At 53.4% G+C, this 20,985-nt stretch carries 31 protein-coding genes and 1 pseudogene; 9 read left to right on the forward strand and 23 right to left on the reverse strand.

Annotated features, from left to right (window positions below; translation table 11 throughout):
- Positions 1–1,267 precede the first annotated feature (1,267 nt).
- Genes VXJ35_RS04250 through VXJ35_RS04265 form a run of 4 tightly spaced genes read right to left on the reverse strand, consistent with a single transcriptional unit; the run spans position 1,268 to position 2,749 of the window.
- A complete protein-coding gene (locus VXJ35_RS04250) occupies positions 1,268–1,549 on the reverse strand; it encodes a helix-turn-helix domain-containing protein (protein WP_064020617.1) in 282 nt (93 codons plus the stop codon).
- Positions 1,550–1,599: 50 nt separating this feature from the next.
- The gene (locus tag VXJ35_RS04255; protein ID WP_064020618.1) at positions 1,600–1,980 is read right to left on the reverse strand and encodes a hypothetical protein; all 381 of its coding nucleotides are present in this window, start codon (positions 1,978–1,980) and stop codon (positions 1,600–1,602) included.
- Positions 1,977–2,336 (reverse strand): hypothetical protein, encoded by a 360-nt coding sequence (locus tag VXJ35_RS04260; RefSeq protein WP_064020619.1) that lies wholly within the window; start codon positions 2,334–2,336, stop codon positions 1,977–1,979. The genes VXJ35_RS04255 and VXJ35_RS04260 overlap by 4 nt, the downstream gene beginning before the upstream one ends.
- Positions 2,333–2,749, reverse strand: coding sequence for a hypothetical protein (locus VXJ35_RS04265; RefSeq protein ID WP_157198065.1), 417 nt, complete (start codon positions 2,747–2,749; stop codon positions 2,333–2,335). The genes VXJ35_RS04260 and VXJ35_RS04265 overlap by 4 nt, the downstream gene beginning before the upstream one ends.
- Before the next feature lie 377 nt (positions 2,750–3,126).
- Between VXJ35_RS04265 and VXJ35_RS04270 the strand changes: the two genes are divergently transcribed.
- A complete protein-coding gene (locus tag VXJ35_RS04270) occupies positions 3,127–3,585 on the forward strand; it encodes a hypothetical protein (RefSeq protein WP_064020621.1) in 459 nt (152 codons plus the stop codon).
- Positions 3,586–3,652: 67 nt separating this feature from the next.
- The gene (locus VXJ35_RS04275; protein ID WP_064020622.1) at positions 3,653–3,991 is read left to right on the forward strand and encodes a hypothetical protein; all 339 of its coding nucleotides are present in this window, start codon (positions 3,653–3,655) and stop codon (positions 3,989–3,991) included.
- Between the two features lie 98 nt (positions 3,992–4,089).
- Here VXJ35_RS04275 and VXJ35_RS04280 read toward each other — a convergent pair whose 3' ends face one another.
- The 3 genes from VXJ35_RS04280 to VXJ35_RS04290 are packed head-to-tail and all read right to left on the reverse strand — an operon-like array spanning position 4,090 to position 5,100.
- Positions 4,090–4,290 (reverse strand): hypothetical protein, encoded by a 201-nt coding sequence (locus tag VXJ35_RS04280; protein WP_157198066.1) that lies wholly within the window; start codon positions 4,288–4,290, stop codon positions 4,090–4,092.
- 43 nt (positions 4,291–4,333) lie between these two features.
- Positions 4,334–4,771, reverse strand: a complete 438-nt coding sequence (locus VXJ35_RS04285; RefSeq protein ID WP_064020624.1) for a DNA-binding transcriptional regulator — start codon at positions 4,769–4,771, stop codon at positions 4,334–4,336.
- A gap of 17 nt (positions 4,772–4,788) precedes the next feature.
- Positions 4,789–5,100 carry a DUF4258 domain-containing protein gene (locus VXJ35_RS04290; RefSeq protein WP_064023363.1) on the reverse strand — a complete coding sequence of 104 codons (312 nt, stop codon included), beginning with the start codon at positions 5,098–5,100 and terminating at the stop codon, positions 4,789–4,791.
- Between the two features lie 289 nt (positions 5,101–5,389).
- On the opposite strand from VXJ35_RS04290, the gene VXJ35_RS04295 reads away from it, so the two are divergent.
- The gene (locus VXJ35_RS04295) at positions 5,390–5,734 is read left to right on the forward strand and encodes an HNH endonuclease (protein WP_064023364.1); all 345 of its coding nucleotides are present in this window, start codon (positions 5,390–5,392) and stop codon (positions 5,732–5,734) included.
- A 14-nt stretch (positions 5,735–5,748) separates the two neighbouring features.
- On the opposite strand, the gene VXJ35_RS04300 is transcribed toward VXJ35_RS04295, so the two are convergent.
- Positions 5,749–6,396, reverse strand: a complete 648-nt coding sequence (locus tag VXJ35_RS04300; protein WP_231914843.1) for a TIGR02281 family clan AA aspartic protease — start codon at positions 6,394–6,396, stop codon at positions 5,749–5,751.
- Between the two features lie 284 nt (positions 6,397–6,680).
- Here VXJ35_RS04300 and VXJ35_RS04305 point away from each other — a divergent pair, with 284 nt between their 5' ends.
- The gene (locus VXJ35_RS04305; RefSeq protein ID WP_064020626.1) at positions 6,681–6,944 is read left to right on the forward strand and encodes a hypothetical protein; all 264 of its coding nucleotides are present in this window, start codon (positions 6,681–6,683) and stop codon (positions 6,942–6,944) included.
- A gap of 2 nt (positions 6,945–6,946) precedes the next feature.
- Here the strand turns inward: VXJ35_RS04305 and VXJ35_RS04310 are convergent, their stop codons facing one another.
- The 14 genes and pseudogenes from VXJ35_RS04310 to VXJ35_RS04375 form a co-directional block, all read right to left on the reverse strand.
- Positions 6,947–7,852 carry a hypothetical protein gene (locus VXJ35_RS04310; protein WP_064020627.1) on the reverse strand — a complete coding sequence of 302 codons (906 nt, stop codon included), beginning with the start codon at positions 7,850–7,852 and terminating at the stop codon, positions 6,947–6,949.
- A 25-nt stretch (positions 7,853–7,877) separates the two neighbouring features.
- Complete coding sequence (locus tag VXJ35_RS04315; protein ID WP_064020628.1) at positions 7,878–8,630, reverse strand: hypothetical protein; 753 nt, start codon at positions 8,628–8,630, stop codon at positions 7,878–7,880.
- A complete protein-coding gene (locus tag VXJ35_RS04320; RefSeq protein WP_064020629.1) occupies positions 8,631–9,245 on the reverse strand; it encodes a hypothetical protein in 615 nt (204 codons plus the stop codon).
- Complete coding sequence (locus tag VXJ35_RS04325) at positions 9,242–9,724, reverse strand: hypothetical protein (RefSeq protein WP_064020630.1); 483 nt, start codon at positions 9,722–9,724, stop codon at positions 9,242–9,244. Before VXJ35_RS04325 ends, VXJ35_RS04320 begins: the two co-directional genes overlap by 4 nt.
- A gap of 22 nt (positions 9,725–9,746) precedes the next feature.
- Complete coding sequence (locus tag VXJ35_RS04330) at positions 9,747–10,250, reverse strand: hypothetical protein (RefSeq protein ID WP_157198067.1); 504 nt, start codon at positions 10,248–10,250, stop codon at positions 9,747–9,749.
- Between the two features lie 106 nt (positions 10,251–10,356).
- Positions 10,357–10,938: a helix-turn-helix domain-containing protein gene (locus VXJ35_RS04335; protein WP_064020595.1), complete on the reverse strand. Its 582-nt coding sequence runs from the start codon at positions 10,936–10,938 to the stop codon at positions 10,357–10,359.
- Positions 10,939–11,002: 64 nt separating this feature from the next.
- Positions 11,003–11,326, reverse strand: a complete 324-nt coding sequence (locus VXJ35_RS04340; protein ID WP_064020596.1) for a hypothetical protein — start codon at positions 11,324–11,326, stop codon at positions 11,003–11,005.
- A gap of 50 nt (positions 11,327–11,376) precedes the next feature.
- On the reverse strand, positions 11,377–12,390 hold the full coding sequence (locus tag VXJ35_RS04345; protein WP_064020597.1) for a hypothetical protein: 1,014 nt from the start codon (positions 12,388–12,390) through the stop codon (positions 11,377–11,379).
- Positions 12,390–13,151 carry a hypothetical protein gene (locus VXJ35_RS04350; protein ID WP_064020598.1) on the reverse strand — a complete coding sequence of 254 codons (762 nt, stop codon included), beginning with the start codon at positions 13,149–13,151 and terminating at the stop codon, positions 12,390–12,392. Before VXJ35_RS04350 ends, VXJ35_RS04345 begins: the two co-directional genes overlap by 1 nt.
- Positions 13,152–13,817, reverse strand: coding sequence for a hypothetical protein (locus tag VXJ35_RS04355; protein ID WP_064020632.1), 666 nt, complete (start codon positions 13,815–13,817; stop codon positions 13,152–13,154).
- An 87-nt stretch (positions 13,818–13,904) separates the two neighbouring features.
- Positions 13,905–14,884, reverse strand: a pseudogene (locus tag VXJ35_RS04360) (IS5 family transposase).
- A gap of 60 nt (positions 14,885–14,944) precedes the next feature.
- Positions 14,945–16,474 carry a hypothetical protein gene (locus tag VXJ35_RS04365; protein ID WP_064020633.1) on the reverse strand — a complete coding sequence of 510 codons (1,530 nt, stop codon included), beginning with the start codon at positions 16,472–16,474 and terminating at the stop codon, positions 14,945–14,947.
- The gene (locus VXJ35_RS04370) at positions 16,474–17,022 is read right to left on the reverse strand and encodes a hypothetical protein (protein ID WP_064020634.1); all 549 of its coding nucleotides are present in this window, start codon (positions 17,020–17,022) and stop codon (positions 16,474–16,476) included. Before VXJ35_RS04370 ends, VXJ35_RS04365 begins: the two co-directional genes overlap by 1 nt.
- A gap of 9 nt (positions 17,023–17,031) precedes the next feature.
- The gene (locus VXJ35_RS04375; protein WP_157198068.1) at positions 17,032–17,199 is read right to left on the reverse strand and encodes a hypothetical protein; all 168 of its coding nucleotides are present in this window, start codon (positions 17,197–17,199) and stop codon (positions 17,032–17,034) included.
- A 234-nt stretch (positions 17,200–17,433) separates the two neighbouring features.
- On the opposite strand from VXJ35_RS04375, the gene VXJ35_RS04380 reads away from it, so the two are divergent.
- The 5 genes from VXJ35_RS04380 (at position 17,434) to VXJ35_RS04400 (ending at position 20,451) form a co-directional block, all read left to right on the forward strand.
- Positions 17,434–18,531 (forward strand): IS5 family transposase, encoded by a 1,098-nt coding sequence (locus tag VXJ35_RS04380; protein WP_064020022.1) that lies wholly within the window; start codon positions 17,434–17,436, stop codon positions 18,529–18,531.
- 89 nt (positions 18,532–18,620) lie between these two features.
- Positions 18,621–19,343, forward strand: a complete 723-nt coding sequence (locus VXJ35_RS04385; RefSeq protein WP_157198069.1) for a hypothetical protein — start codon at positions 18,621–18,623, stop codon at positions 19,341–19,343.
- A 105-nt stretch (positions 19,344–19,448) separates the two neighbouring features.
- The gene (locus VXJ35_RS04390; RefSeq protein WP_157198070.1) at positions 19,449–19,667 is read left to right on the forward strand and encodes a hypothetical protein; all 219 of its coding nucleotides are present in this window, start codon (positions 19,449–19,451) and stop codon (positions 19,665–19,667) included.
- Positions 19,668–19,853: 186 nt separating this feature from the next.
- Positions 19,854–20,030, forward strand: coding sequence for a hypothetical protein (locus VXJ35_RS04395; protein WP_157198071.1), 177 nt, complete (start codon positions 19,854–19,856; stop codon positions 20,028–20,030).
- A 49-nt stretch (positions 20,031–20,079) separates the two neighbouring features.
- On the forward strand, positions 20,080–20,451 hold the full coding sequence (locus VXJ35_RS04400; protein WP_269454924.1) for a helix-turn-helix domain-containing protein: 372 nt from the start codon (positions 20,080–20,082) through the stop codon (positions 20,449–20,451).
- 325 nt (positions 20,452–20,776) lie between these two features.
- Here VXJ35_RS04400 and VXJ35_RS04405 read toward each other — a convergent pair whose 3' ends face one another.
- The gene (locus tag VXJ35_RS04405) at positions 20,777–20,959 is read right to left on the reverse strand and encodes a hypothetical protein (protein ID WP_157198072.1); all 183 of its coding nucleotides are present in this window, start codon (positions 20,957–20,959) and stop codon (positions 20,777–20,779) included.
- Positions 20,960–20,985: the final 26 nt, after the last annotated feature.

Here is a 20,985-nt window from a genome sequence, read left to right on the forward strand (position 1 = left end):
TTATCATCGATGACTCAATGTTTGGTTTGATGAAAGCTGCGATTAACTGGTAAATCGATAGCATCGCGACGAAGTCGGCTTGGAGCCAGTGACAATCAAGTCACGCAAAAATCACGCAAGCCAAATTTCAGGCACAAAAAAACCAGCTCTGATTTCTCAGTAACTGGTTGATTTTTATATCGAATTGATGGTGGGTCGTGTGCGATTCGAACGCACGACCATCGCATTAAAAGTGCCTCACCAACGAATTGAAACAACGTGAAACTGTAGTCTATTCGTTATATGCATATAGTTTCAAGTTGTTTTGTGCTGCCATGATTCAGGTTCGGTTTGTTTGACCAGTGCGCCTAAATTTACGCCTAGATATTTCTTGCGATCGAGACCGATGGAATGACAGCGGGCTTATGCAAATTAGCCGAGTGGTTACGAAAAGCTAATTTGCGTTTACAGTCACAATCATCTCACCGACCAAGGCCATGCGTCTGGAATGCAACAGGGGACGCTGGTCTTGCTTCATCGGTTTTTGGGTTCTGTTTGTCGAAGACAACACCGCCTAACCCGGCGCTCAAGTCTTTCGCTTTACTGCGGCCGTCTGCTGCTGTCCACGAATTCTGGCCCGCTGCTCCGCAAAATAGGCCGAGTAGTTCCAACCGGGCCGAGCCGGCGGCGGTGTCTGTCTGGTGGTGGGCATGGGCGCTCCTGTGATTTTGGAGCTTTGAGTTTAGCGCAGGATTTCCGGTAACCGCTCGCGGTGTTCCATCTTTGGTTGATACCGATGCCAATGCCTTATTTTTACGCGCTCAATCGTGACAAATTCGGGAAACTGCGCCAAACGGGGTTTTTGCGAGAATAGCAATATTGCTTTGCCGATTTTTGAGTCGAAGCAATGTCCGAACAAAGAGGTGCTGGGTTACTCTCGGAACGGTTGCGCGAGAATTACGCATGTTCCAGATGAATGGAAGGGGGCGACATCCGTTGTCACCCCTCTGGAATCCAAGAAATGGCCGTGCTTATTGCCATGCAGGTCGCGGAAATCCTCAATTCCAGCGCGGACCAGTGCCTTTCGCCAGGCATGGCCCCCGGCTTTCTTGACTGGCTCTCCTTCGTAGATAAACACGCAATCCCGGGCTTGCCTTGCTGATTTCGCAAGATCGCCATAGCGTCGGAATTGAGTGGTACCGCAATGGCTTACCGGCCTTGGTCTGGTGATAATCGATCCAGGCACACTCTCGCGGTAAATCAACATGCTGCAATCTAAGCTATTGATTCATATTGGCGTCTCTTTTTGTCTCTTGTCGTTCTTAGTTATGATTTGATGCAACGGATGTATCATGGTTGCATCAGCTACCAATCGGCGGCGCCCTCGCTTTTTTTCAAAGTCTCCGTTGGCTAGGCGTTCCACGAATTCTTCGAGGTCGGCCGGCCGATACAGGCAGCGGGTGCCTTGTTTTATTTCGCGTATCTTTTTTTCGCGAACCAGCCGGCCTAGTGTTGATTCGCTGATCGATAGAGCGCTTGCGGCTTCTGATTTGTCTAGTAGCAGTTTCATTTCATGCTCTCTTGGTTTATGCGGCCGTATTCGGTCAAATGGCGGTGATATTAACCTTCCCGTGCTGCTAAGCCCTCTCGGTACCGCCTCAATTCAACGTCGATGCCCGCGGCCTCTTCGGCGATGGACTCGGCAAACTGGAGCAACTTGTCGAACAGACCGGCGCCGCTTGAGCGCACGCAGTCTCCAGCCGGCTCGGCTTTGGCGCCGGCTGCGGGCTTGGACTCGGGCGCTTGATCTTCCGGCCAGTTAAGGGCTTCGACGATCCCGAGAACCTCGTTGACCTCGTGCTGCACCGCGTATAGGGCCGTCTGAACGTTCTCGTTCGGGATGCTCTCGATAAATCCATCAAATATCAGCGCCAGAATGGCATTTGCGCGCTGCGCGGCGTTGTAGGCGTTGTCCAAGGTGTTTGCTGGGGCGGCGCTCATGCTGCACCGCCTTGCGCCCAGCGCTCGAAACGGTCGCCGCCATCGCCCAAATACTGGTGAATCTCCCTCGCGGTGGCTCGGGCGTCCAGTGTCAGCACGGCCATACAGTCGTCGAACAGGGTCGTGTCCAAGCCTCTGAGCCGGACCAGGTTGAACGGGAAGCGGTAGCCGTTATACAAACCAAGCAGAAAACAGCGCACGGTGTTGGCTTGGCCGCTGTCGCGCTCGGCCACGTCGGCCAGGCGCATCAACGCCGGAATACCGGCCTCGGTCACGACTTGGCGCTCGTTGTCTATTTCGAAAAGTTGCTGCAGCAGGGCGTCAACGGCAATAGGGGCGGATGTTGGCATGTTCATGCGGCACCTGCCTTTGCTGCATCGGTGGCTTGCTCGCTCGTTTTATCTGGCTTGACGCTGTAAAGGTCTGGATGTCGCAACCTGCAATCAGCGTCGGAGCTGATGATTGCCAGCTCCCGAATAACGCCTATCTGATTGGACAATGAAAACAACAGACTGGCTACGTTGCCTTTGTCTTCAAACGCGCCAGAAGAGTCGTCGCTGTTAATGGTTAAGCCCAGGGCGCTCATCGCACATTCAAGATTAAGCATCTCCGTAACTACCGCCTCATCCGACAAACGGCTAAACCATTCAAGTTCGCTCGTTGTCAGATTGCCTTCGACCTTGTTCCAAAGCGCCCGGATTGTGTTGGCGGCGCTGGTGGCTCCGAAATCTTGTTTGTCGGATTGCTCCGCGTGTGGTTGGGTTTGCATGTCGGTTCTCCTTAGCTGGATGAAAACCGCCGCCCATTGGTTCGAATCGTTGGGCGACGTGGTTAAGTGGGTTCGAACTACCGCGCTAAGGAGCGGCCGGCACAGGGCCGCCCAAATAACCACGCCATAACAAACAAGCGCAACTTGGCTGCGCGAAATGACGGGCATAAAAAACCGCGTGAAGCGGCTTTTCTCACGCCTTAGCAAAAAACGGGGTTCGAATCCCGCCCCCGGTGCGCCGGGGTCGAAAACATTCTGCTACTGGGGTGGAGGGGTGTCAAGGAAATTTTTGAAACAAGCAAAGGGAATGAAGGTATTGATTAGATATGCAATGTGACCGAAGATATTCGCCAAACACTTATCTTCAGAGGATTCGAATGGATTTAACTCAAGTTCCTGCTCTTTTGGGAAGCATCAAAACTGCTTTCGAAATTACAAAAATGTTGAGGGAAACTGACGCATCCCTCGAAAAAGCTGAATCAAAAATGCGTTTGGCAGAACTTATATCCACCCTTGCCGACGCGAAGATAGAAGTAACAGAAATTCAGCAAGTTTTGCTTAACAAGGATGCGGAAATACGAGAGCTTCAAGAAAAACTCAAAATCAAAGCCCAACTTCAGTGGGAAAGACCATATTACTGGCGAGTAGGCGGTAATGAGAAAGACGGCCCTTACTGCCAACATTGCTACGACAAAAACCAGGAGTTAATACGCCTGCAAGGCAATGGCGAAGGGTATTGGCACTGTACGGCGTGCAAAAACGAGTACAAAACTAGCTCGTATAGCGCCACCATTACCACGGTAGCCTTCAGCGATGATCGTTACCACGGGTATTAATTTGTAAGGGTAATTAGTCGATCCTATGCCAAGACGCCGCTACCGCCGAAATTACCGGAACCGATCAATGGCCGGAGGCCTGTTGTCCGACACCGCTTACATGGCCAACCGCTTTTCTTGGCAAGGCGCCTTGATTCTTGGACTGGTGCAATTCGTGGTGTTTTATTGGTTGTTGCCGGCATGGATCAACCACCAACTCGAATCGCTTCAAAGCAATATGTTTCGGCCAATTGTGGAAGTGATCTTTGCTAAGCGTGTTCATTGGCTCCAATGGCTCGCGATGGCCTTGGGGCTGATCTGCGGGTTCTTTGCTATTCGGAATTACTTTGCGGCCGGCCAACTTGACTGGTATGGCGAAAGACAGGTCGGTTTTATCAGTCGTCTTCTGGCCAGATGGTTCGACTAAACCTGATGGGTTATCCCCAATCTCTGTGGAAAACCCTGTGACAAAGGCGTGACAAAACTTGGAAATGGCCCGTCATATCTGAAGGGCAGTCGGATTGGCTAAAAGTTGGACAAGCGGTTCTCTGGATCGGCCGGAACAACGCCCAACTTCAACAAAGCCTCGGACTTGATTCTATTGGCTTCAGCCTTTTCAACCGTTGATGCAGTGTCGTTGGCGATGACTTGGTTTTGCACAATGACCAAGCGCTGGAGTTCGCGTTTTTCTTGAAATGTTAGAGTTACATTGAGTTGGTTGTTCAACCCTAGCCCCCTCAGAACGACCAAAAAGCCACTTTGGATAACATCAAGCCGCTTTTTTCCAGCCAGCGGCATCGTCTTTGAATAATTGGCGTTCTTGCTTACGCTCGTCAATGTCGCGAATACGGGCAATCAGCTCGCGAACGCCGGTTTTTTCGCCATAGAACTCAATAACGCAAACCCGCAACAATCGGTCGGCCCATTTTGGCACCTTGCCGGATTTTTCCCACCGAGCCACGGCTTGTTCATCGTTGCCAAGCAGGTCGGATAACGCTTTTTGCGACAAGTCCAATTCCTTGCGTAGGAATCTGAATTCCTTTCCGGTCAAAGTGGGCTTGTTGAATACGAGGTCATGCGCAATGGCTTTGTGCAATCCCCTGGTGTCGGTAATTGACACGCATTCGCCGAACTCTTCGTCGTCGATAGTCGAGTAACCATTCACGAGCCAGATATTATCCAGTCCGCAGTCTTTGTAGTGGTACATAAACGTTTGCCTCCGGCTTAAAACACAGTGACTATCACCGTGCGTTCGCCATTATTGTTATGCTTGATCGCAACAGCGACCGTCACGACGCTACCGGCCGTGTAATGTTCCAATGTGCATCGCCAATCGCCTTTGGGATCGCGGCAAGGCGATTCCGTGATTTTTCCCTTTTCCAGGCATGAAAGCACTTGTGGTCGGGTAATTTTTCGCTCCATCATTCGATCGATAGCGTGTCGGGAAAAGAACACGCGCCCATCGTCCGCCGCGCATTCTCGCAAAATCTTGAGCGCGTCAGAATCGGTCATGTTGAGGTATTTTATCACCGCCATACCTATCATTTTAATAGGTGCTGATTGGAATGCAAGGGTATTGATGGGGATTAGCAAGTACGAGAACAGACACCTCATCACGACCAAAAAGTGATGGCTGTATTCTGTTGGACGAATTTTAGGCGGATTCGCGCGTTCCAGTTTGAAAACCGCGACTCTAGGAACGTATAATCAGAACGTGGGCTTTGCTGTCAGCAAGCCTGTTGTGCCAGATCGACAACTCCGACTGGTACCCCGCTCAGCCAGACACGGCAACGGGGGTACTTTCAACCAGTTTGGAGACTTTGTTATGGCGCGCGCCCGAAAATCCCTCGTAAAACCCCGTTTAATCGCTTTCAACCGCCAAGCCGGCCGCTGTTTTTACTGCGAGCAGCCGATGTGGATGAACAACCTTGATGAATTCGCATCGTCGCATCGACTAAAGCCCAGTCAGGCCATGCACTTGAAATGCACCGGTGAGCACTTGCAGGCCCACTCTGAAGGCGGCAAAGCCGATCGAACGAATATCGTTGCGGTGTGTGCGTATTGCAATCGATTAAGGCATCAGCGTAAAGAGCCGCCGACCCCGGAAGACTATAAGGCCCTGGTCAATCGCCGGCTTAGCCAAGGGAAATGGTACGGTTTAAGGCTATGACGGGCCTTTGTGGCCTAATGGTCGCTGTAAATCGTTTTGCAGACCTTATTGGCGTCACAGATTACCGATTTTTTGATGACGCTTGGCTTTTTGATCGGCTGCTCGGTATCTGACGCGGCCAAGGCGACCGCAGCGCCTGGAAGCGTTGCCATCGGCTTTGCGGCCGGCGATTGGCTGGCCGGCATACCGATGGTGGTCAATGTAAGCCGATTACCTTCCTGGACCATTTTGAACAGCTTCAGCGTGTTCATGCCGATCAATACTTCATTCAAATACGGATTGGTGTGGGCGTTGAGATTCTGAATCAGCGCGTTGCCAAGTTGAAGCGTTTCGATTCGGGTTTCACGCTCCGCGACATTGCCACCTGCTGTATTGGCTTGAATCACGCGTCCAAGCGGTAGCTTGGCGGCGGGGGCCCATTTCTCAGGGATTACGGTTGTGGTAGCGCCGGTGTCAATCATAAACGGCATCAGCGTACCATTGATAACGACAGTACCTCGAAAGTGCCCATTCCGATCCGCGGTTAAGATGGCCCCGCCCGTTTGAGACTGTGCGGATCGCTGTTGGGTAGGTGCCGGGGCAATCGTCACCTGTGCAGGTGGGTTGGATTGAATAATTGTTTGAACCGGCGCCGGTTGCACACCGACTTGGCGATCCTTCAAAATCCGGTCCGCCCCATACCAAAGCACGACAAGTGCCAGGGTTGGGTAAATCAGAAACCGGACACCTCTGGGTTTGGACGAATTAGCCGGCCGACGCCGCGAGATTGGGCGGCCAACTAAATCATCAATCGGACCTCGGCTGGCATTCTGCGAGGCTTGGCGGTGCTTTTCCCAGTAATAGTCTCTATCCTGTATTCCCATTTGCCCACCCTTGGAATTTGGTAAGTTTGATGAGGGGGATTATCGCAGTAGACGGGACGTAAGACTGATGTCGGGATCACGCTTTGCGGCCGGATAACCTGACCGGCACTCCAGCCGACGTGGCCGCGAAAATTGACGCGGTTGTGACCAGTTCCGGAAAGGTTACAAAGGACAATTACCCGAAAACAGACCTACCACAAGGCGATCCTGACGCCGATTCCAGCCAGCCCCACATCGACACCCTGCAAGCCATCGCCGAAGGCCAGCACGACGGCGAAGACCTTAACGCCTTGCTGGATAAAATCGCCGACGCGGCGCTAGCGTTTTGCTTTGTCGGCGTGAACTAAATCTATTCGTCTTCGGAAATCAAGCCGCGCTCTATCAGCACCTGCCGTTGCCGAGCCCTGGCCTTCTCTAGCCTAACCACCATGTCCTCTTTCAGTCTTTGCAGCAGTGCCTGATCTACCTTGCCGCTGACTTCAACTTCTTGCTTGTCTCGCCAATCCTTCGGCCTGCGATTCCTGAGCCAGATAAAGGCCGCGCTTGTATCCGGCGGAACCTCTTTCTCGGTGGTCACCACTTCCACGACCAACAAGTCATCATCGCCGGCCGCCACAATGCCGCCTTCGCCGTCGTCGCCCGCCATCGGCCTCACCTGCTTGGTCTTGACCTCCTTGTATCTGAAACCGGTGGCGCGCCGGAAGAGACCGTCGGCGGCCTCGGCATCAGCCCACACCTTGCCGCTCTTGATGGACTCCGAAAAAGTGATGTAATTCAGCTTCCACAGGTTGATGGTTGACTCGGAAACCATGAAGAACTCGGCCAACTCGGCATCCGTTGCACCGAGCCGGCACAATAGCCGCGCTTGCCTATCGAACCCCGGAAGATATTTGGTGTTGCCGTGAAGATTGGTCTCATCGACTTCTTCCCATTCCGGCTCTGGGAGCGCCTCTGGCTTTAGCTTTGCGGTCGGCGTGGGAGTGACATTTTTGAGTGACATTTCGTCACGGAGAGTGACGTTTTGAGTGACATTTTCGCGTGACGTTTTGTCACTCTGAGTGACGTTTTTCGGCGTGACGTTTTCAGGCCCGCGCTTGGCCCATCCCTGCCGACTGGCGGCTTTGGCGATGGTGGCGCGGTTGACCTCGTAGCCTTGAGCAGTCAGCTCATCGGCCAGCCACTGGTGCCCATCGCGCTCGTCGGCTTCCCAGCGGCGGCGGATGTCGGCCCATTGTTCCTTACTCAGTTTTGCCATGGCTTAGGTTCGCATCACGTCCCGGTTATGGCGAGTCCGCGGTAACCGATTGCTGAATATCCAGCGCCTTATCGTCGAAATCCACCTCGATTACGACGGGATAGCCGGCCGGGTCGGCGGTACCGGGGACGCCTTTGCCGTCGTTTGGCTCACCGGCCTTCGGCGCATCGTAGAGTGGAATTTGAGCCTTCAAAGTGATGTCGGCTGCCAGCATGACGACGTTTTTCATGCCGGTACGGATGGCCGCAACGGGAATATCCGGCGACTCTATCGTTGCCACCCAGTCTTCACTGACCCCGGCAAAACTGGTCGAATAGCCAATCCGGCGATTGGGAACGGCGTCAATGTAATTCATGAATTGCGCCGCCAATGACCGCGCCGTCGGCTCGTCGGCGGCCGCGAACACCAGTTGCGTGCGGATGTCGCCGAACACGGTCCGCAAGCCGAATAAGCGCTGCTTGGCGTCGCCGGGCATGATGACCTTCGTGGAGTCGGCGATTTGCCGGGCAAACTCGCGCCCAGTCGGAGTGTAACTTTGATCCATGGCCACCAGGATCGCCGGCAGCTTGGCCGGCCGCGTGGTCGCGCTGTCGGTATCGTTACGCTGCCATGCCGCCAGCATGTCTTCGGCGGCGTCCACCATCCGCGACGGCGCCCAGGCGATGCTCTTGGCGACGCCGCGCGTCAGGTATTCGGTCATCGGCTGCGTCGTGGCGACCAGCGAGGCGTAGAACTGAGTCAGGTATTCGCCGAATCCGACTTTGAGGGGCTCGAACATTTAATACCCCAGGATTGTTGATCGGGTTTGCATATAATCGGCGGCGGTGCGCGCGGCCCTGACTTCGGCGGCGGCCGGCCCGTGGGCATCGGCCAGGTCGGCCGAGATCAACGCATTTCTGAGGTCGCCGTTCTTGAGCCACCAGCGCAGTTGTTGCGGTGAAACTTTGACCATGCTGTGAAGGCCGTTCCAGCCGTGCTCGTAGCTGTCCAAGTAGGAGCGGCGCGCGGTCTCAAGGTCAAGAAAGCAGAGCATGACCTTGTGCTCGTCGAAGCCGCCGCCGACATGCTGATTGATAACCCAGGCGGTTTCTGATTGCGGATAGGGGCCGATGAAGCAATCTACGGGATCGCCGTCGGCGCCCTTGGTACCAGAGAAGTAGCCGTAATGCGCCGCCAGCCTGGAAGTCCAGCGCTGCCCCGTTTTTGGATCGATACCAGTTCGATAGCTGTTGCGCGGCTGCTCGATCGCAACCGGCATGCCGTGAATCGATACTCGGCCGACCTTGTAATTCCCGTCCAGGCATTGGTTATCGGTCGGCGCCGGCCGGCTGTTATGCCCGAAGGCGCCGTCATGGGCGGCGTTTTCGATGACAGTGAAGGCGTCCGATTTCATGCGTCAGCGTCCTGGTTGGGTTCCGCGGTGCCGTCGTCTTGGGCTTCTGGCTTGGGCTGGTAGTAGTGGACAACTTCGGTTCGGTCGCGCCATTTTTCGGGCCGTCGATTAGTTAACCAAAAGATACACGCGTCTGTATCTGGTGGGATTTCGCGGGTAACGGTAACGGATTCGATTGAGAGAACCTCGCCGCTTGCACTTCGGGTTTCGCGCGTAGTTGTTTCGCTGTGCTGGTAACCGGTGGCGCGCCGAAACAGGTTGGCGGCCACTTCCGCATCGGCCAGGATTCGGCCTCGCTTGATGGCATCGGCAAACTCAGGGTGCCGTTTTATCCAAGCATCGACAGTGGAAGCCGAGACATTGAAGAATTCGCCGAGTTGCTCTTGGGGCGCGCCCAGCAGGGTGTAATTATGGGCGAGCTGGACGTATTCTGGCTTATAGCCCCGTGGGCGTCCGCGTTTTTTTGTGTCTTCGGTCATGGCGTAAGGGATGTGAAAAAGGTTATTGGAGGGACTGGCGCAGTTCGGCCAATTCAACCGTGCTGCGTTTGGCGTCTTGGCGCAGTTCGCAAATCAACCGATCCAGCTTGGCAGAGCCTGGCATGTCTTCGAAGCAGGGATTCAGTTCCCGGAACCGGTCAAGGGCTTGCTGAATTTCCTTGGTTTTATCCGCAAAGCGTTGGGTCAGTTCGGCGAGCTTATTGACAGCATCAACCAGGCGGCGGATATCGGCGATTTCGTCGGCGATCAGGTCGGACAGCAGGTCCTTAACCTGGTTTTCGCGAGCTTGCTTGATGTCACGTTGGGGGTAGTTAGAGAAGCCAAATAAGAAATCTGAGCTAACGCCGTAGTGCAGAACAGCCGTGGCGAGGACTTTGGGGTTGATGTAGGAAAGGTGGCCGTATTCGGCGGACTCGAGTTTACTGAGCCGCGACGAATTGGTAAAGCCGAACAGCGGTGCGGCTTCAATTTGGCTAAGCCCACACAGTTCGCGGGCTTCGGCCATCCGCGCGCCGAAATTCAACGACATCGCGGATTTGATTTCGTCAGGTTTTAAATTGGTGTAGGAAATAAGCATTTATTCCTCAAATCGGTGGTTTTGAGGCATTTCATCACGAATTTCTTGCGGATTTCGGGGCGATTTCCGTGTTAGTTGGCTTGTTTTTGAGGGTTAAGTAATCAAACCGATAATCCAACTTTTGAACGGCGGAAACGGCTCGCAGAAGCCGAGCCCCGGCGGGCATGTCGTCGAAATCCGGGTTGGACTTTCGGAATAGCTCGAAAGCGGTGACGATTTCGGCAAGCGCCGCTTGCGCGCGGGTTTTGATTTCATCGGCTTCGGCTTGGCGTGCCACAAGTTTGGAGTAATGTTTAAGGTGAATCCGCTGCAATCCGGTCAGAAAGTCGCGCTGCAAGTCGATTTTAAGGGAGCATTCCCAGTCGTCAGCCAAGCCGAGTAGCCAATCGGCCGATACGTCGTAAGTTTCGGCTGCCGCTTTTAAAAGCTTGATAGGCAATGGATTCAATCTGCCGGCTTCGGCGTCGGCGAGCGCTTGTTTGGAAGTATTTAACAGTTCCGCGGCATCTGTCTGAGTAATGTCGAGAAGCTCACGTGCGACATACAGCCTGGATCCGGTTAATTTTAAGGCCGCTATTTCTTGTTTGTTCGTGTAAAGGACCTTTGGTTTACTCATTTTTCCCCGCGTTGATTGGGTTTAAGAGGGGCGTCGGATAGCCGCCCCGGTCTGTTAAGCCTATTTACTCGGTCAAATCGTCTGATTCGCTGGTCGCTGCCGATTCGTTGCTCCCGTTGTCGGGGACGATTTCGAAATTGTCGACGACCCATTCCGCCATGGAATCAAGGTCACAGAGGTGCTGGTCAATTTGCTTTAAAAGATTGAGATTTACTTCGTCGCCTATGACTACATCGCCGCCGGGTTCGAACTGGGTTCGCATGATGTCGGTCAGCGCACGAATGTCCTCGATTTTCCCGGCGACTGTTGAATAAAAGTCGAGGTTATTGAATTCGGCCAGTTCGCCGCCGGCCGGCATTACGCGATGATTGAAATTGGGTTGTTGCATGATTACTCCAGTGGGTTGGTTGAAAAATTGGGTGTCGGGGGCGATTATGCCTACCCCCTCTGAGCGGCAATCATCGCCACGATTTGTTCCATGGTCATTCCGGTTGCCGCCAAGATGGTCGCCGCATCGTTCGCCTGCTTCATGGATGCGCGCTTGGGGCGAGACGGGGGAGGTGCCATTCTGGCTGCTGTCCTTACCGCATTGGCGATGTTGGAGGCCTTTGAAGCTTTGTTGATGGCTTCGATTTTGCGCGGGCTAAGTTTTTGTTTAGCCGCCATCTCCGAGGCCTCGCGCTGGGTCATTCCGACAATCTTTTGTTGCCCTGATCGCAATTTGTTGGCGTTTTTGGATCGATCGGCTTCGATCAGTGCGGCTATCCTTCGCCAGATGAAAATGGAGCTATTCAGTTCGGTCATGACACGGAGAACATGTTTGCACGCGATGCCTTCCAACTGAGGGTTGCGTATCTTAGGGAACCCGGTTTCGGCGCGGCCGGCGTTGGCACCCATTAGCGTGGTGATGTAGCGGAAGACAAACGTGTGGTGGTCGCAATCACAGTCGAATCTCAGATTTCCTTTGGCAATCTCCTTTGCGGCTTGCAGCGGGGTGCCCTTGGCCAGACCAACGTCATAGTCCATGAGTACGATATGGACACTGTGACGAACCTTGTCGGAGTCTGGCCCGGCGTTGGTCAAGAAATGGATGTCGCCATTTTTCACGCGAATCGGGATAGCGGCGTGGATTTGTTCCTTGCTCCGCCGCTTATCCTCAGGAGTTGAAAGATTGATCACCTCGTTCGCGGTCACTCCCTTGATGACGCGTGATTGCAACTTGGTGATGTTGCGGTGGAACGCGATCAAGTCCTGTTTGGTGATCGGCCGCATTTCGCCGTTGGCCAGGCCTAGGGTCGTCATCAGCACCTTGGCTGAGCGCCAGTCCTTTCCCTGGATTTGCTCAGGCCGTAAGATGGTTGTTGCGTTATCGCGGCGGAAGGCGTCGAATTCGCGACGCGCATTGAGTTCCTTTTTCGCGCCAGAAATGTCGAATTTGGGTGGTTTTGCCATTATCGTTTTTGAATGGATTGCCAATATTTGCGGTCAATGGCGGCCAACGTTGCCAGGGTTACCGGTACCGACAACTCGACGAACTTGCCATCTTTGCTGGTCGGTGCCGTCAATGGCTGGCTGATCGACTCAATGACCATGGGCGCGAATGTCCTGCCCTTGTAATGGAAGGCCAATAACGTAGGCGCCTGAGAGGGCAAAACGGCCTCGATCCAATCCTTTGACCCTTTCAAGGCCTCAAATGCATTGGTCAATAGCGTACTGTCCTTAGCCAGTTCGATCGGCAACGCCCATTCCATGAGCTGGTTGAACGGTGTCTCGACTTCCGAAACTGGATCGCGCCAAGCCCTAAACAGCAACGTCATCTGGATTTTTGCCGGCGGCATGCCGTTGAATACCTGAACGGAATTCAACTGGGTAATTCCGGTTCTACCTTCGAACTGTTGCAATAAGCGCGTGGCTTTTGAATTGGAATCGGCTTGCTTGTCAAAGCCGAGTTTGTCAAAAATGTCTGAAGCCAATCCCGACTGCAGCATGGCGAACAGCGTTGGTGCTTTTGTTTCAGGTCCGGCCTGTTCGAAAGGAGATTGCCAGTTCAGCGTGACTTCCAGGCTGGCGTCGTCCGTTACCGCCGCCTGGACGACGGTATTGGAGCCCTGTTTCTTGTTGCCTTCCCGGTCAACCTCCCAGAATGAGGCAATCAGATGGGGCGACAGCGCGCCCCAGTCCGACGTCAGCGTTTGAGTTTCATTGATTTTCATTTACCCCCCAATGCCGCCACTCGCGATGTGAGCTATCCGGCGATCTGATAAGCTTTGCCCGACGTCCTGCGACGGTATGTTGACGGTGAAGGCCTTCGCCTCTGGCGATCCAAGTGGCTCAATGACCTTGGGCGCCTCGGCGATTTGCGGGATTGTTAGCGCTTTGGGCATTAGTCCGACCGGTGGCGCGCTGACGCTGGCAACGGCCAAGGCGCCCTGTTTCGCGTATAGCGAGGCCAAGGTTCCGTTGGCGTCCGCGCGGTCTCGGCCGCGGGTGAAGTAATCATTCGCGCCGCCAGCGCCAACCAAATGCGCGGCTTTGATATAGGCGGCGATTTGTTCCGGTGTCGAGCCGGCCGACAACGCGCCAGACCGCAAGCCGGCTTTTTGGAGTTGTCCCGCGTATTTCGAATAGGTCTGGTCTTGCAACGCCTGGTCGGCCAGGAAGGCGTCTTTGCCGCCGGATAGAAGCCAGTTTGCAGGATTGGCGAGGAATGTTTTTTGATCGAATCGCCCGTCTTTTCTGGCGGCTTTGAGCTTGGCCGGATCGATAAGACCGGCATCGGCAAGCGCAGCGGCGCCGAATTGGTAGGAACCTAGGGAAGCGCTGAACAAATCAAACCGCAAGCCGCGCCTTGCGACCCAAGCGTAATTTTTTACAAACATGCGCTGACGGATCGTTCAAATAGCCCCAATTCCTGCGTTTTTTATTCCCGTCTACCGTGTTTGGGCGCACGGTAGACGGATTTCGGCCTAGGCCGCCATCAACTGGCGGCGCAGCAGATACAAATTGGCCAAAGCCACCAGCCAGTTCACCTGGGCTGTGTTCTTCTCCAAGCCTCGGTAGCGAGTCTTGCGAAAGCCGAACTGGCACTTGATGATCCTAAAAATGTGCTCGACACGGGCGCGGACCGACGAATATTTTCGGTTGCGCTTACGCTGGCGGCTCGACAGGTTTTTGCCGGGCTTGCGCTTGTCGTTGACGCACCAGCTCAGTCCCAGATGCCGCGAGCCTTTTTTGTAGTCGTCGCTGGTGTAGCCGGCATCGGCAAAGATGACTTGATCGTCTTCGCGGAGCAGCTTGGGTAATTCCACGATGTCAGCCGTGTTGGCCGAGGTCACCGTTACACTGTGTACGGCCCCTGAATTGACGTCGGCGCCGACGTGGATTTTCATCCCGAAATACCACTGATTGCCTTTCTTGGTTTGATGCATGGCCGGATCGCGTGCTTGATCCTGATTCTTGGTCGAGCTCGGCGCGTGAACAATCGTGGCGTCGACCATCGTACCCTTGGAGACCAACAGGCCTTGGTTTTTCAGGTGGTCGTTGACCGTCGATAGCAGCACCTCCGTCAACTTGTGCTTCTCCAGCCAGTGACGGAAGTTGAGAATCGTGGTTTCGTCCGGCAGCGCTTCGGTAACGCTACCAAAACCGGCAAAACGCCGAATGCTCTCGATTTCATACAGTGCATCTTCCACTTGTGCCCTGTGGGTATTTGTCGGTCCGAGTAGCTGAACCATTGTTGCATGCAGTAGATACGGAGCATGCGATTCAATGCCATCGGTTGCCGGCCGCGGCGACCGCTCTGCGGATAATGCGGTTCGAGTTGGGCCAACAGTAATGTCCAGGGCACCACTTGCTCCATTTCCGCCAGAAATTTTTCCCGCCGGGTTTGGCGTTTTTTGCTGGCATATTCAAGTTCGGCAAAACTGGTTTGGGTGGGGGCATTCATCGGCTTGTCTCGGTACGATCAGATGGGGGATATTATCCCATCTCCTGACGAGGGATTTAATCAGCGCCTCCCTAGGTAGCCGTACTTATTTTCGGCGGTGGTTTTTCCGCTTGATTCCGTCCGCCGGGTGTCGGCGGCCAAGGCGGCAAACTGCGCCGTGGTCAAACCGTTGATGCCGGTGCCTTGGAAGGCGTTGACGGCGTTCTTGATGGCATTGCCTGCGGTGGTATTTTTCGAGGCCCAATCAACGCCCTGCATGGTTTTATCAACCAACGACGCCGCCGCCTGCTTGGTGTAATCCACGGCTCCATTGAAGCTCGCTTTGGTGCGTTCCAACCACGCGGCACCTTGCTGTTTGATGTCGATGCCGGTCGCGCCCTTGATGTAGTCGGCCATGCCGCCGAGCTGCTCGCCGATAACGTCCATCACCAAGCCGCCGATGTCCTTGACCTTGGTCCATGATTCGGTGAATGTCGCCGACATGGATAAAACCGCTCCCTCCCAAGCGGATGAAATCTTGCCGGGGATGTCGGCCTCACGCATGTCGGCAACCCAGCCGCCGAACTTATAGCCTATGATCTGGCCGGCTTGGTCGCCCAGGAATCCGCCGACGATGCCTCCAACTATGGTACCGACCGGGCCAAGCATAGAACCCGCCAGCGCACCGGCTCCGACGCCGCCGAGAGTTCCCATCCAGCCGCCGATGGACTTCCCGGCCGCTTGGTCTTTGTCGCGCCTGGATAGGCTGCCGTCGCTTTCGCTTCCATAGATGTCGAACGCGGCGCCGGCCGCGCCGAGCAAGGCTCCAAGGACTGGAACCCGTTTGAGCAGTCCTAATGCACCGATACCGGCCTTTGCAATTCCGCCGCCGGCCATGCCGAGCATAGACGATGCCGCGGCAATACCCGGTATTTTATTTAACCAAGACGATCCACCGCCGACGGAAGAAACCGGCTTGCGCTCGATCTTTTCAAGCGTTTCTTTCGTGGTGCGGTTATAAACCGATTCCTCTTTCTGAAAAAACGACAGCTTGGAAAATATTTTCTTAAGCCACGACGTTTGCTTATCGCCTTGGAAAAATTCGAAACCGCGGCGCAAGGGTTCGGCCACTTCGCGCGCCGCCTTTACAGCGGGGTCGGCATCGTCGATCCCCGAAGTGACCGCCGTCAATCGCGATAGGCGGTCGCCGATAGACGCGATGACCGATGCCGCCTTGTTGCTTGCCGACGATCCGCCTGCCGTAAACCTTCCCGCGGAATCGCGACCAGGAAGTTCAGCGCCTCCGCCCGATGATACCCGCCTAATCCGTTCGGCAACTACCGCATTCCCGGCCGCCGCCGTGGTGCCGTCGCTGGATTTTGAGCTATTGGGGACGGCGACTTTCACGGTAGATGCGCTGGTAAATTTGCCTGAAGCATCCCGCGCCGGGCTGGCCGATGGTGAGGGCCTTGTGTAGCCGTGCCACCGTTCGCTGATTGTGCGGCGAATGGCCGACACGTCTTCGCTAATATGACTAATGTCGCTCGACTTGCGGCCGAGTTCGATCGGGTCGCCGATTAAAAAACCACGGGCGTCGGATTGAATGGCCATCAGGGGTAGCTTACGGCGGTGCCGGACAAAAGATCCACGTCATAGGCGCCTGGGTTGGGATAAGGCCCGGATTTTAGGAAGGCGTCGAGCTTGTTGGCTTCGGTTTGAGCAGCGGAAATTGTGGATAGGTCTGTGGCATGCGTTGGCGCAGGGTATAGCGTCGAAAATTGAGCGGCGGTCATTGTCCGCTCGGGTTTGCTTAGCTCCCTGGCGTAGGTTTCTGTCTTCATATTCTTCATGACATTAAGCATGAAGATGTCTTGCTCGAGCAGTGCTTTTGGGAAGGTATTTGTTCCCGTGATGGCGGCTATTTGCGCTTGCTTCGACGCGATCTCGGCGTTTTCGGCCGCGAATGTTGGTGGACTGGGGAATAACGAAACGAATTCGCTGGCCCGCATTAGCTCGCGTTGCGCCGCTTGTTTGCGGCGGTCGTATTCGTCATTTCTCTGACCGATTGCCAGATTTGCGTCCTTGAAGGTCTGGCACAGGGCTGTGATCCGGTTTTTGGCGGCCGTTAAGGTTGCGCCGGTAACTTGCTGCATGTTCATGCTATCCCCTTACCCTACTTCGGACATGTTTATCTGCGAAGACAAGGAGGTGCCAGCCAAAAGACCGGGATCGAACATCGGAGCGTCGCCGAGGAAGGCTTCTATTTTTGATTTTTCGTCGACCAAGGCGTCGATTTTTTTCTGCAGCGCCTCGATTTCTGGGGTTGGATCGTCCAAGATCGCGTTGATCTCATTTTGGCTAAACCGTTGTTTTTTTTAGCTCTTCGGTTCTATCGGCGAATGACTTTCGCACCCAATATTGGTTCGATTTGTGTTCTTCTAGCAAGCGATCGATATAAAAAAATCGACTAGAGGCTAGCAGGCTGGTGAAAAACTCGAAAAGCCAAGTAGGCTAAGGCATAGATGAGCCGCCAACTGTTAAAATAGGCTACCTAAATTTGGAGCCTTTCAATGCGCGGACACGATGCCATTCAAAATAGCTGGTTCAGCTACGTTAGCCTGGAAGAACGTATTCCCAAACAGCATCCGTTGCGTCGTTTACGTCTACTCGTCGATGGCGTATTGACCTCTATGAATGCCGTCTTTGCCGAGCGTTACTCGCACACTGGCCGCCCGTCGATTGCGCCCGAAAAACTGCTGCGCGCCTTGCTGTTGCAAGTGCTGTACACCGTTCGTAGCGAACGCCAGTTGATGGAACAGCTGGACTACAACCTGCTGTTTCGCTGGTTTGTCGGTCTGGGCATCGACGATGCTGTCTGGGAACGCAGCGTGTTCAGCGCCAACCGCGAACGGCTGCTGTCCGAAGCGCTGAGTCGCGAATTTTTTGAGCGGGTACTGGCCATAGCCGAATGGCAAAACCTGGTGTCCGACGAACACTTCAGTGTCGACGGCAGCCTCATTGAAGCCTGGGCCTCGCACAAAAGCTTCGTTAAGAAAGACGGCAGCGGCCCGGACAAACCCGCCGGCCGCAATCCCGAGGTCGACTTCAGCGGCGAAAAGCGCAGCAACGCCACCCACCAAAGCACGACAGACCCGGAAGCGCGGCTCTACAAGAAAGGCGAATACACCGAGGCCAAACTGCGTTACATCACCCATGCCTTGTCCGAGAATCGCAACGGCCTGATTGTCGATGTCGAAACCACCCAAGCCACCGGCACCGCCGAAATCGAAGCCGCGCAAACAATGATCAAACGCCGTGTGCCCAAAGGCGGTAGCGTCGGTGCCGACAAAGGCTATGACCAACCGGCTTTCGTCAACGGACTCAAGGCGCAAGACATCAAAGCCCATGTGGCCCGGAAAAAGACCGGCAGTGCCGTCGATGGCCGCACCGCGCGCGGCAAAGGTTACGCCCAAAGCCTCAAGCGCCGCAAAATCGTCGAAGAAGCCTTTGGCTGGGTCAAAACGGTCGGCGGCCTGCGCAAAACCCGTCACATCGGCTTAGCCAAAGTCGCTGGCCAAGCCTTGTTTTGCTTCGCCGCCTACAACCTGACGCGCTTGCTCAACCTATTGGTGTTCACGCCGAAACCGGCGTGGAGTGCGCCCACCTAGGGTGAAGTACGCCTGAAAACCGTCCACAGACGGCTTCAGGCGAATAAAAAGCCCTTGAAACAGGGGCAAAACGCTTGAAACTCGATGTCATGACCGATTTCAACACGAAAAAATCACGGCAACCGTGGGTAAGGGGAAATATCAGTGGGTTTTTCACCAGCCTGCTAAATACATTACTCGACAAATCTAAAACTCCGGATTTTAGTGGTGATACATTGCTTAATGAAGATGGAGGTTATTATGAATTCGACGATAAATCTTTAATTCTGCATGGAATATATGATTTACCAATGATCGATGGTGAAAGGATTGATATAAATCGCAGGTATCAAAAACTTGAAAATGGAGTTGACCTAACTCTGTCGCCTTGTGATGGTGTATTTGTCATGGATGATGAAGGTTTCTTATTTAAGCTTGTTGAGGCTGAATCCTTGGATAAAAAATATTCCATGCCTAATTCGTCTGTGTATAAGCTTGCTACAGAGCTACCAAAGGATAGTGTTTTGCTTGTTCGCACCCAATCATTAGTCGAATTTGAAGATCTTCTTGATGAAGGAACAACAAAAAATAAAACGGATATATCGGAAATTGAACGCAACAACCTGCTAAAACAGGTCGCAGGAATAGCCTTAGCATTAGCAGAAAAAAACAATCGTTATAAAAAAGGTGAATCAGTGAGTGCAAACGCCGTTGCCGAATCTGTCATTGAAATAATTGAATCTCTTCCGAATGCTAAAAAATATGGTTTGGGTAAAACAAATATTAGAGAAAGTATTGGCAAAGGAATCAGACTCATAACTGAATCTGAATAGTTTTTGCCGTTTGGCAAGTCAGATTGTCAATTGGCAAAATAAGTTATCAACATCATGTATCGTGGCCTCGAACTACTTCAAACACCTTGAATTTAGGGAGAGGCAATGCAAGAACAACAATCAACAGCGTCACTAGACGACATCCAACCTTATCAGGTTATTCCCGATATATATCCCCATCTATATTCAAAAAAAGGCTGGAGCTGGGCTGTAAAGCAACGCAAGCACAACGGCTTAGCGAAAGCCTTTCGCAAAGTCGGCAAACAGCTATTCGTTAATACTCGCGTATTAGCCGAATGCATCGATTCCAAATCTGATACCTGATCGCATAGTAAATGCGTTACAAAGCCTCGTATTTTGAGGCTTGCGAATAATTAGGCGCAGAAAAAGGCGTAAATTCCAGGTATCAAAGTCTTCAGCTCGACGGCAATCAACAGAAGAAACACCGGAAATAAGCCCAACGTGCGCCATTAATTCAGTCAGCCTTTTTGGCGAATTATGGTGATAAAAATGAGTGATATAAAAAGTATTAAATCCATTTTGAAGAAAAATGGATTGATTGAAATGATTGATGGTCAGTTTGTTTCTGCGAGGATTATTGCAAAGGTGATACCGCAAGGCAATGGAACTGCCTTAGCCAAAAACAAATATGGTAATCACCTCGGGTATTTGCGCTGGCCAAAATAAAAAAATGGATTATTACCAGCGCCGCGAATGGGCGTTTGCCCAACATGGCATGAGCTCTGCCGAGAAATTTATTTTGGTTGCTATGGCAAAACGAACAGGCAACGAATCAGCCGAATACTACCAAAGCATTGCATCGCTGTGCGAAGAAACCGAGTTGAATCGCAAGACCGCCATCAAATCGCTTAAAGCCTTGTGCGAATCCGGGTTCATTGTTTCGGTCGGTTGGCCGCCCAGCGGCCAAAAAATGAGCGTCGCCGCCACCCAGTGGGCCTGGCGCCAGGCCCTAAAGCCCGCCGCAAAACTGGTGTTACTTGCGCTTGCTGATCGAGCAAACGACGCCGGTGAATGCTGGCCTTCGGTGCACCGCAGCCAGATTGGCGACCTTCAGATCAGCAAAAAAAATAGGATGGAAAATGTCTAATACCTGGTTCCGGCTGTACCACGAATTCGCCACTGACCCAAAAACCCAGATGCTTACGGAGGTGGATCAGCGGCGATTCATTATGATTTTGTGCCTCCGCTGCTGTAACGGGAATGTAACGTTACAAGACGACGAGGTATCGTTTCAACTCCGCATAACTGTTGCCGAATGGCAAAAAACGAAAGCCACTTTACTTTCCAAAAACCTTATTGGTAGTGATAACTTACCTACGAACTGGGATAAGCGCCAATATTTGTCAGACTCAAGCGCGGCGCGGGTTGCGAGGCATAGAGAAAGAAAGAAAGAAAGAAACAGGCCTGTAACGTTACAGTAACGCCACCAGATACAGATACAGATACAGATACAGATACAGATACAGATACAGATACAGATACAGATACAGATACAGATACAGATAATCTTTTTCCCGACGGGTTATCCGAAAAACCTCAGCCGGCGAAGAAATCAAAATCTGATACAGAAAAGCAGTTCGAGCTTGCCTTGTCACACTATCCAAAGCGATCAGGCGGTAAC

This window comes from Methylomonas sp. DH-1, assembly GCF_046097555.1.
Classification (GTDB): Bacteria; Pseudomonadota; Gammaproteobacteria; order Methylococcales; family Methylomonadaceae; genus Methylomonas; species Methylomonas koyamae.

What these genes read in the sequence shown, in the direction of transcription:
- VXJ35_RS04250 (WP_064020617.1), bottom strand. Translation starts at nt 1,549, where the DNA reads ATGAAACTGCTACTAGACAAATCAGAAGCCGCAAGCGCTCTATCGATC.
- VXJ35_RS04255 (WP_064020618.1), bottom strand. Translation starts at nt 1,980, where the DNA reads ATGAGCGCCGCCCCAGCAAACACCTTGGACAACGCCTACAACGCCGCG.
- VXJ35_RS04260 (WP_064020619.1), bottom strand. Translation starts at nt 2,336, where the DNA reads ATGAACATGCCAACATCCGCCCCTATTGCCGTTGACGCCCTGCTGCAG.
- VXJ35_RS04265 (WP_157198065.1), bottom strand. Translation starts at nt 2,749, where the DNA reads ATGCAAACCCAACCACACGCGGAGCAATCCGACAAACAAGATTTCGGA.
- VXJ35_RS04270 (WP_064020621.1), top strand. Translation starts at nt 3,127, where the DNA reads ATGGATTTAACTCAAGTTCCTGCTCTTTTGGGAAGCATCAAAACTGCT.
- VXJ35_RS04275 (WP_064020622.1), top strand. Translation starts at nt 3,653, where the DNA reads ATGGCCGGAGGCCTGTTGTCCGACACCGCTTACATGGCCAACCGCTTT.
- VXJ35_RS04285 (WP_064020624.1), bottom strand. Translation starts at nt 4,771, where the DNA reads ATGTACCACTACAAAGACTGCGGACTGGATAATATCTGGCTCGTGAAT.
- VXJ35_RS04290 (WP_064023363.1), bottom strand. Translation starts at nt 5,100, where the DNA reads ATGGCGGTGATAAAATACCTCAACATGACCGATTCTGACGCGCTCAAG.
- VXJ35_RS04295 (WP_064023364.1), top strand. Translation starts at nt 5,390, where the DNA reads ATGGCGCGCGCCCGAAAATCCCTCGTAAAACCCCGTTTAATCGCTTTC.
- VXJ35_RS04310 (WP_064020627.1), bottom strand. Translation starts at nt 7,852, where the DNA reads ATGGCAAAACTGAGTAAGGAACAATGGGCCGACATCCGCCGCCGCTGG.
- VXJ35_RS04315 (WP_064020628.1), bottom strand. Translation starts at nt 8,630, where the DNA reads ATGTTCGAGCCCCTCAAAGTCGGATTCGGCGAATACCTGACTCAGTTC.
- VXJ35_RS04320 (WP_064020629.1), bottom strand. Translation starts at nt 9,245, where the DNA reads ATGAAATCGGACGCCTTCACTGTCATCGAAAACGCCGCCCATGACGGC.
- VXJ35_RS04325 (WP_064020630.1), bottom strand. Translation starts at nt 9,724, where the DNA reads ATGACCGAAGACACAAAAAAACGCGGACGCCCACGGGGCTATAAGCCA.
- VXJ35_RS04330 (WP_157198067.1), bottom strand. Translation starts at nt 10,250, where the DNA reads ATGGCCGAAGCCCGCGAACTGTGTGGGCTTAGCCAAATTGAAGCCGCA.
- VXJ35_RS04335 (WP_064020595.1), bottom strand. Translation starts at nt 10,938, where the DNA reads ATGAGTAAACCAAAGGTCCTTTACACGAACAAACAAGAAATAGCGGCC.
- VXJ35_RS04340 (WP_064020596.1), bottom strand. Translation starts at nt 11,326, where the DNA reads ATGCAACAACCCAATTTCAATCATCGCGTAATGCCGGCCGGCGGCGAA.
- VXJ35_RS04345 (WP_064020597.1), bottom strand. Translation starts at nt 12,390, where the DNA reads ATGGCAAAACCACCCAAATTCGACATTTCTGGCGCGAAAAAGGAACTC.
- VXJ35_RS04350 (WP_064020598.1), bottom strand. Translation starts at nt 13,151, where the DNA reads ATGAAAATCAATGAAACTCAAACGCTGACGTCGGACTGGGGCGCGCTG.
- VXJ35_RS04355 (WP_064020632.1), bottom strand. Translation starts at nt 13,817, where the DNA reads ATGTTTGTAAAAAATTACGCTTGGGTCGCAAGGCGCGGCTTGCGGTTT.
- VXJ35_RS04365 (WP_064020633.1), bottom strand. Translation starts at nt 16,474, where the DNA reads ATGGCCATTCAATCCGACGCCCGTGGTTTTTTAATCGGCGACCCGATC.
- VXJ35_RS04370 (WP_064020634.1), bottom strand. Translation starts at nt 17,022, where the DNA reads ATGAACATGCAGCAAGTTACCGGCGCAACCTTAACGGCCGCCAAAAAC.
- VXJ35_RS04380 (WP_064020022.1), top strand. Translation starts at nt 17,434, where the DNA reads ATGCGCGGACACGATGCCATTCAAAATAGCTGGTTCAGCTACGTTAGC.
- VXJ35_RS04385 (WP_157198069.1), top strand. Translation starts at nt 18,621, where the DNA reads ATGACCGATTTCAACACGAAAAAATCACGGCAACCGTGGGTAAGGGGA.
- VXJ35_RS04390 (WP_157198070.1), top strand. Translation starts at nt 19,449, where the DNA reads ATGCAAGAACAACAATCAACAGCGTCACTAGACGACATCCAACCTTAT.
- VXJ35_RS04395 (WP_157198071.1), top strand. Translation starts at nt 19,854, where the DNA reads ATGAGTGATATAAAAAGTATTAAATCCATTTTGAAGAAAAATGGATTG.
- VXJ35_RS04400 (WP_269454924.1), top strand. Translation starts at nt 20,080, where the DNA reads ATGAGCTCTGCCGAGAAATTTATTTTGGTTGCTATGGCAAAACGAACA.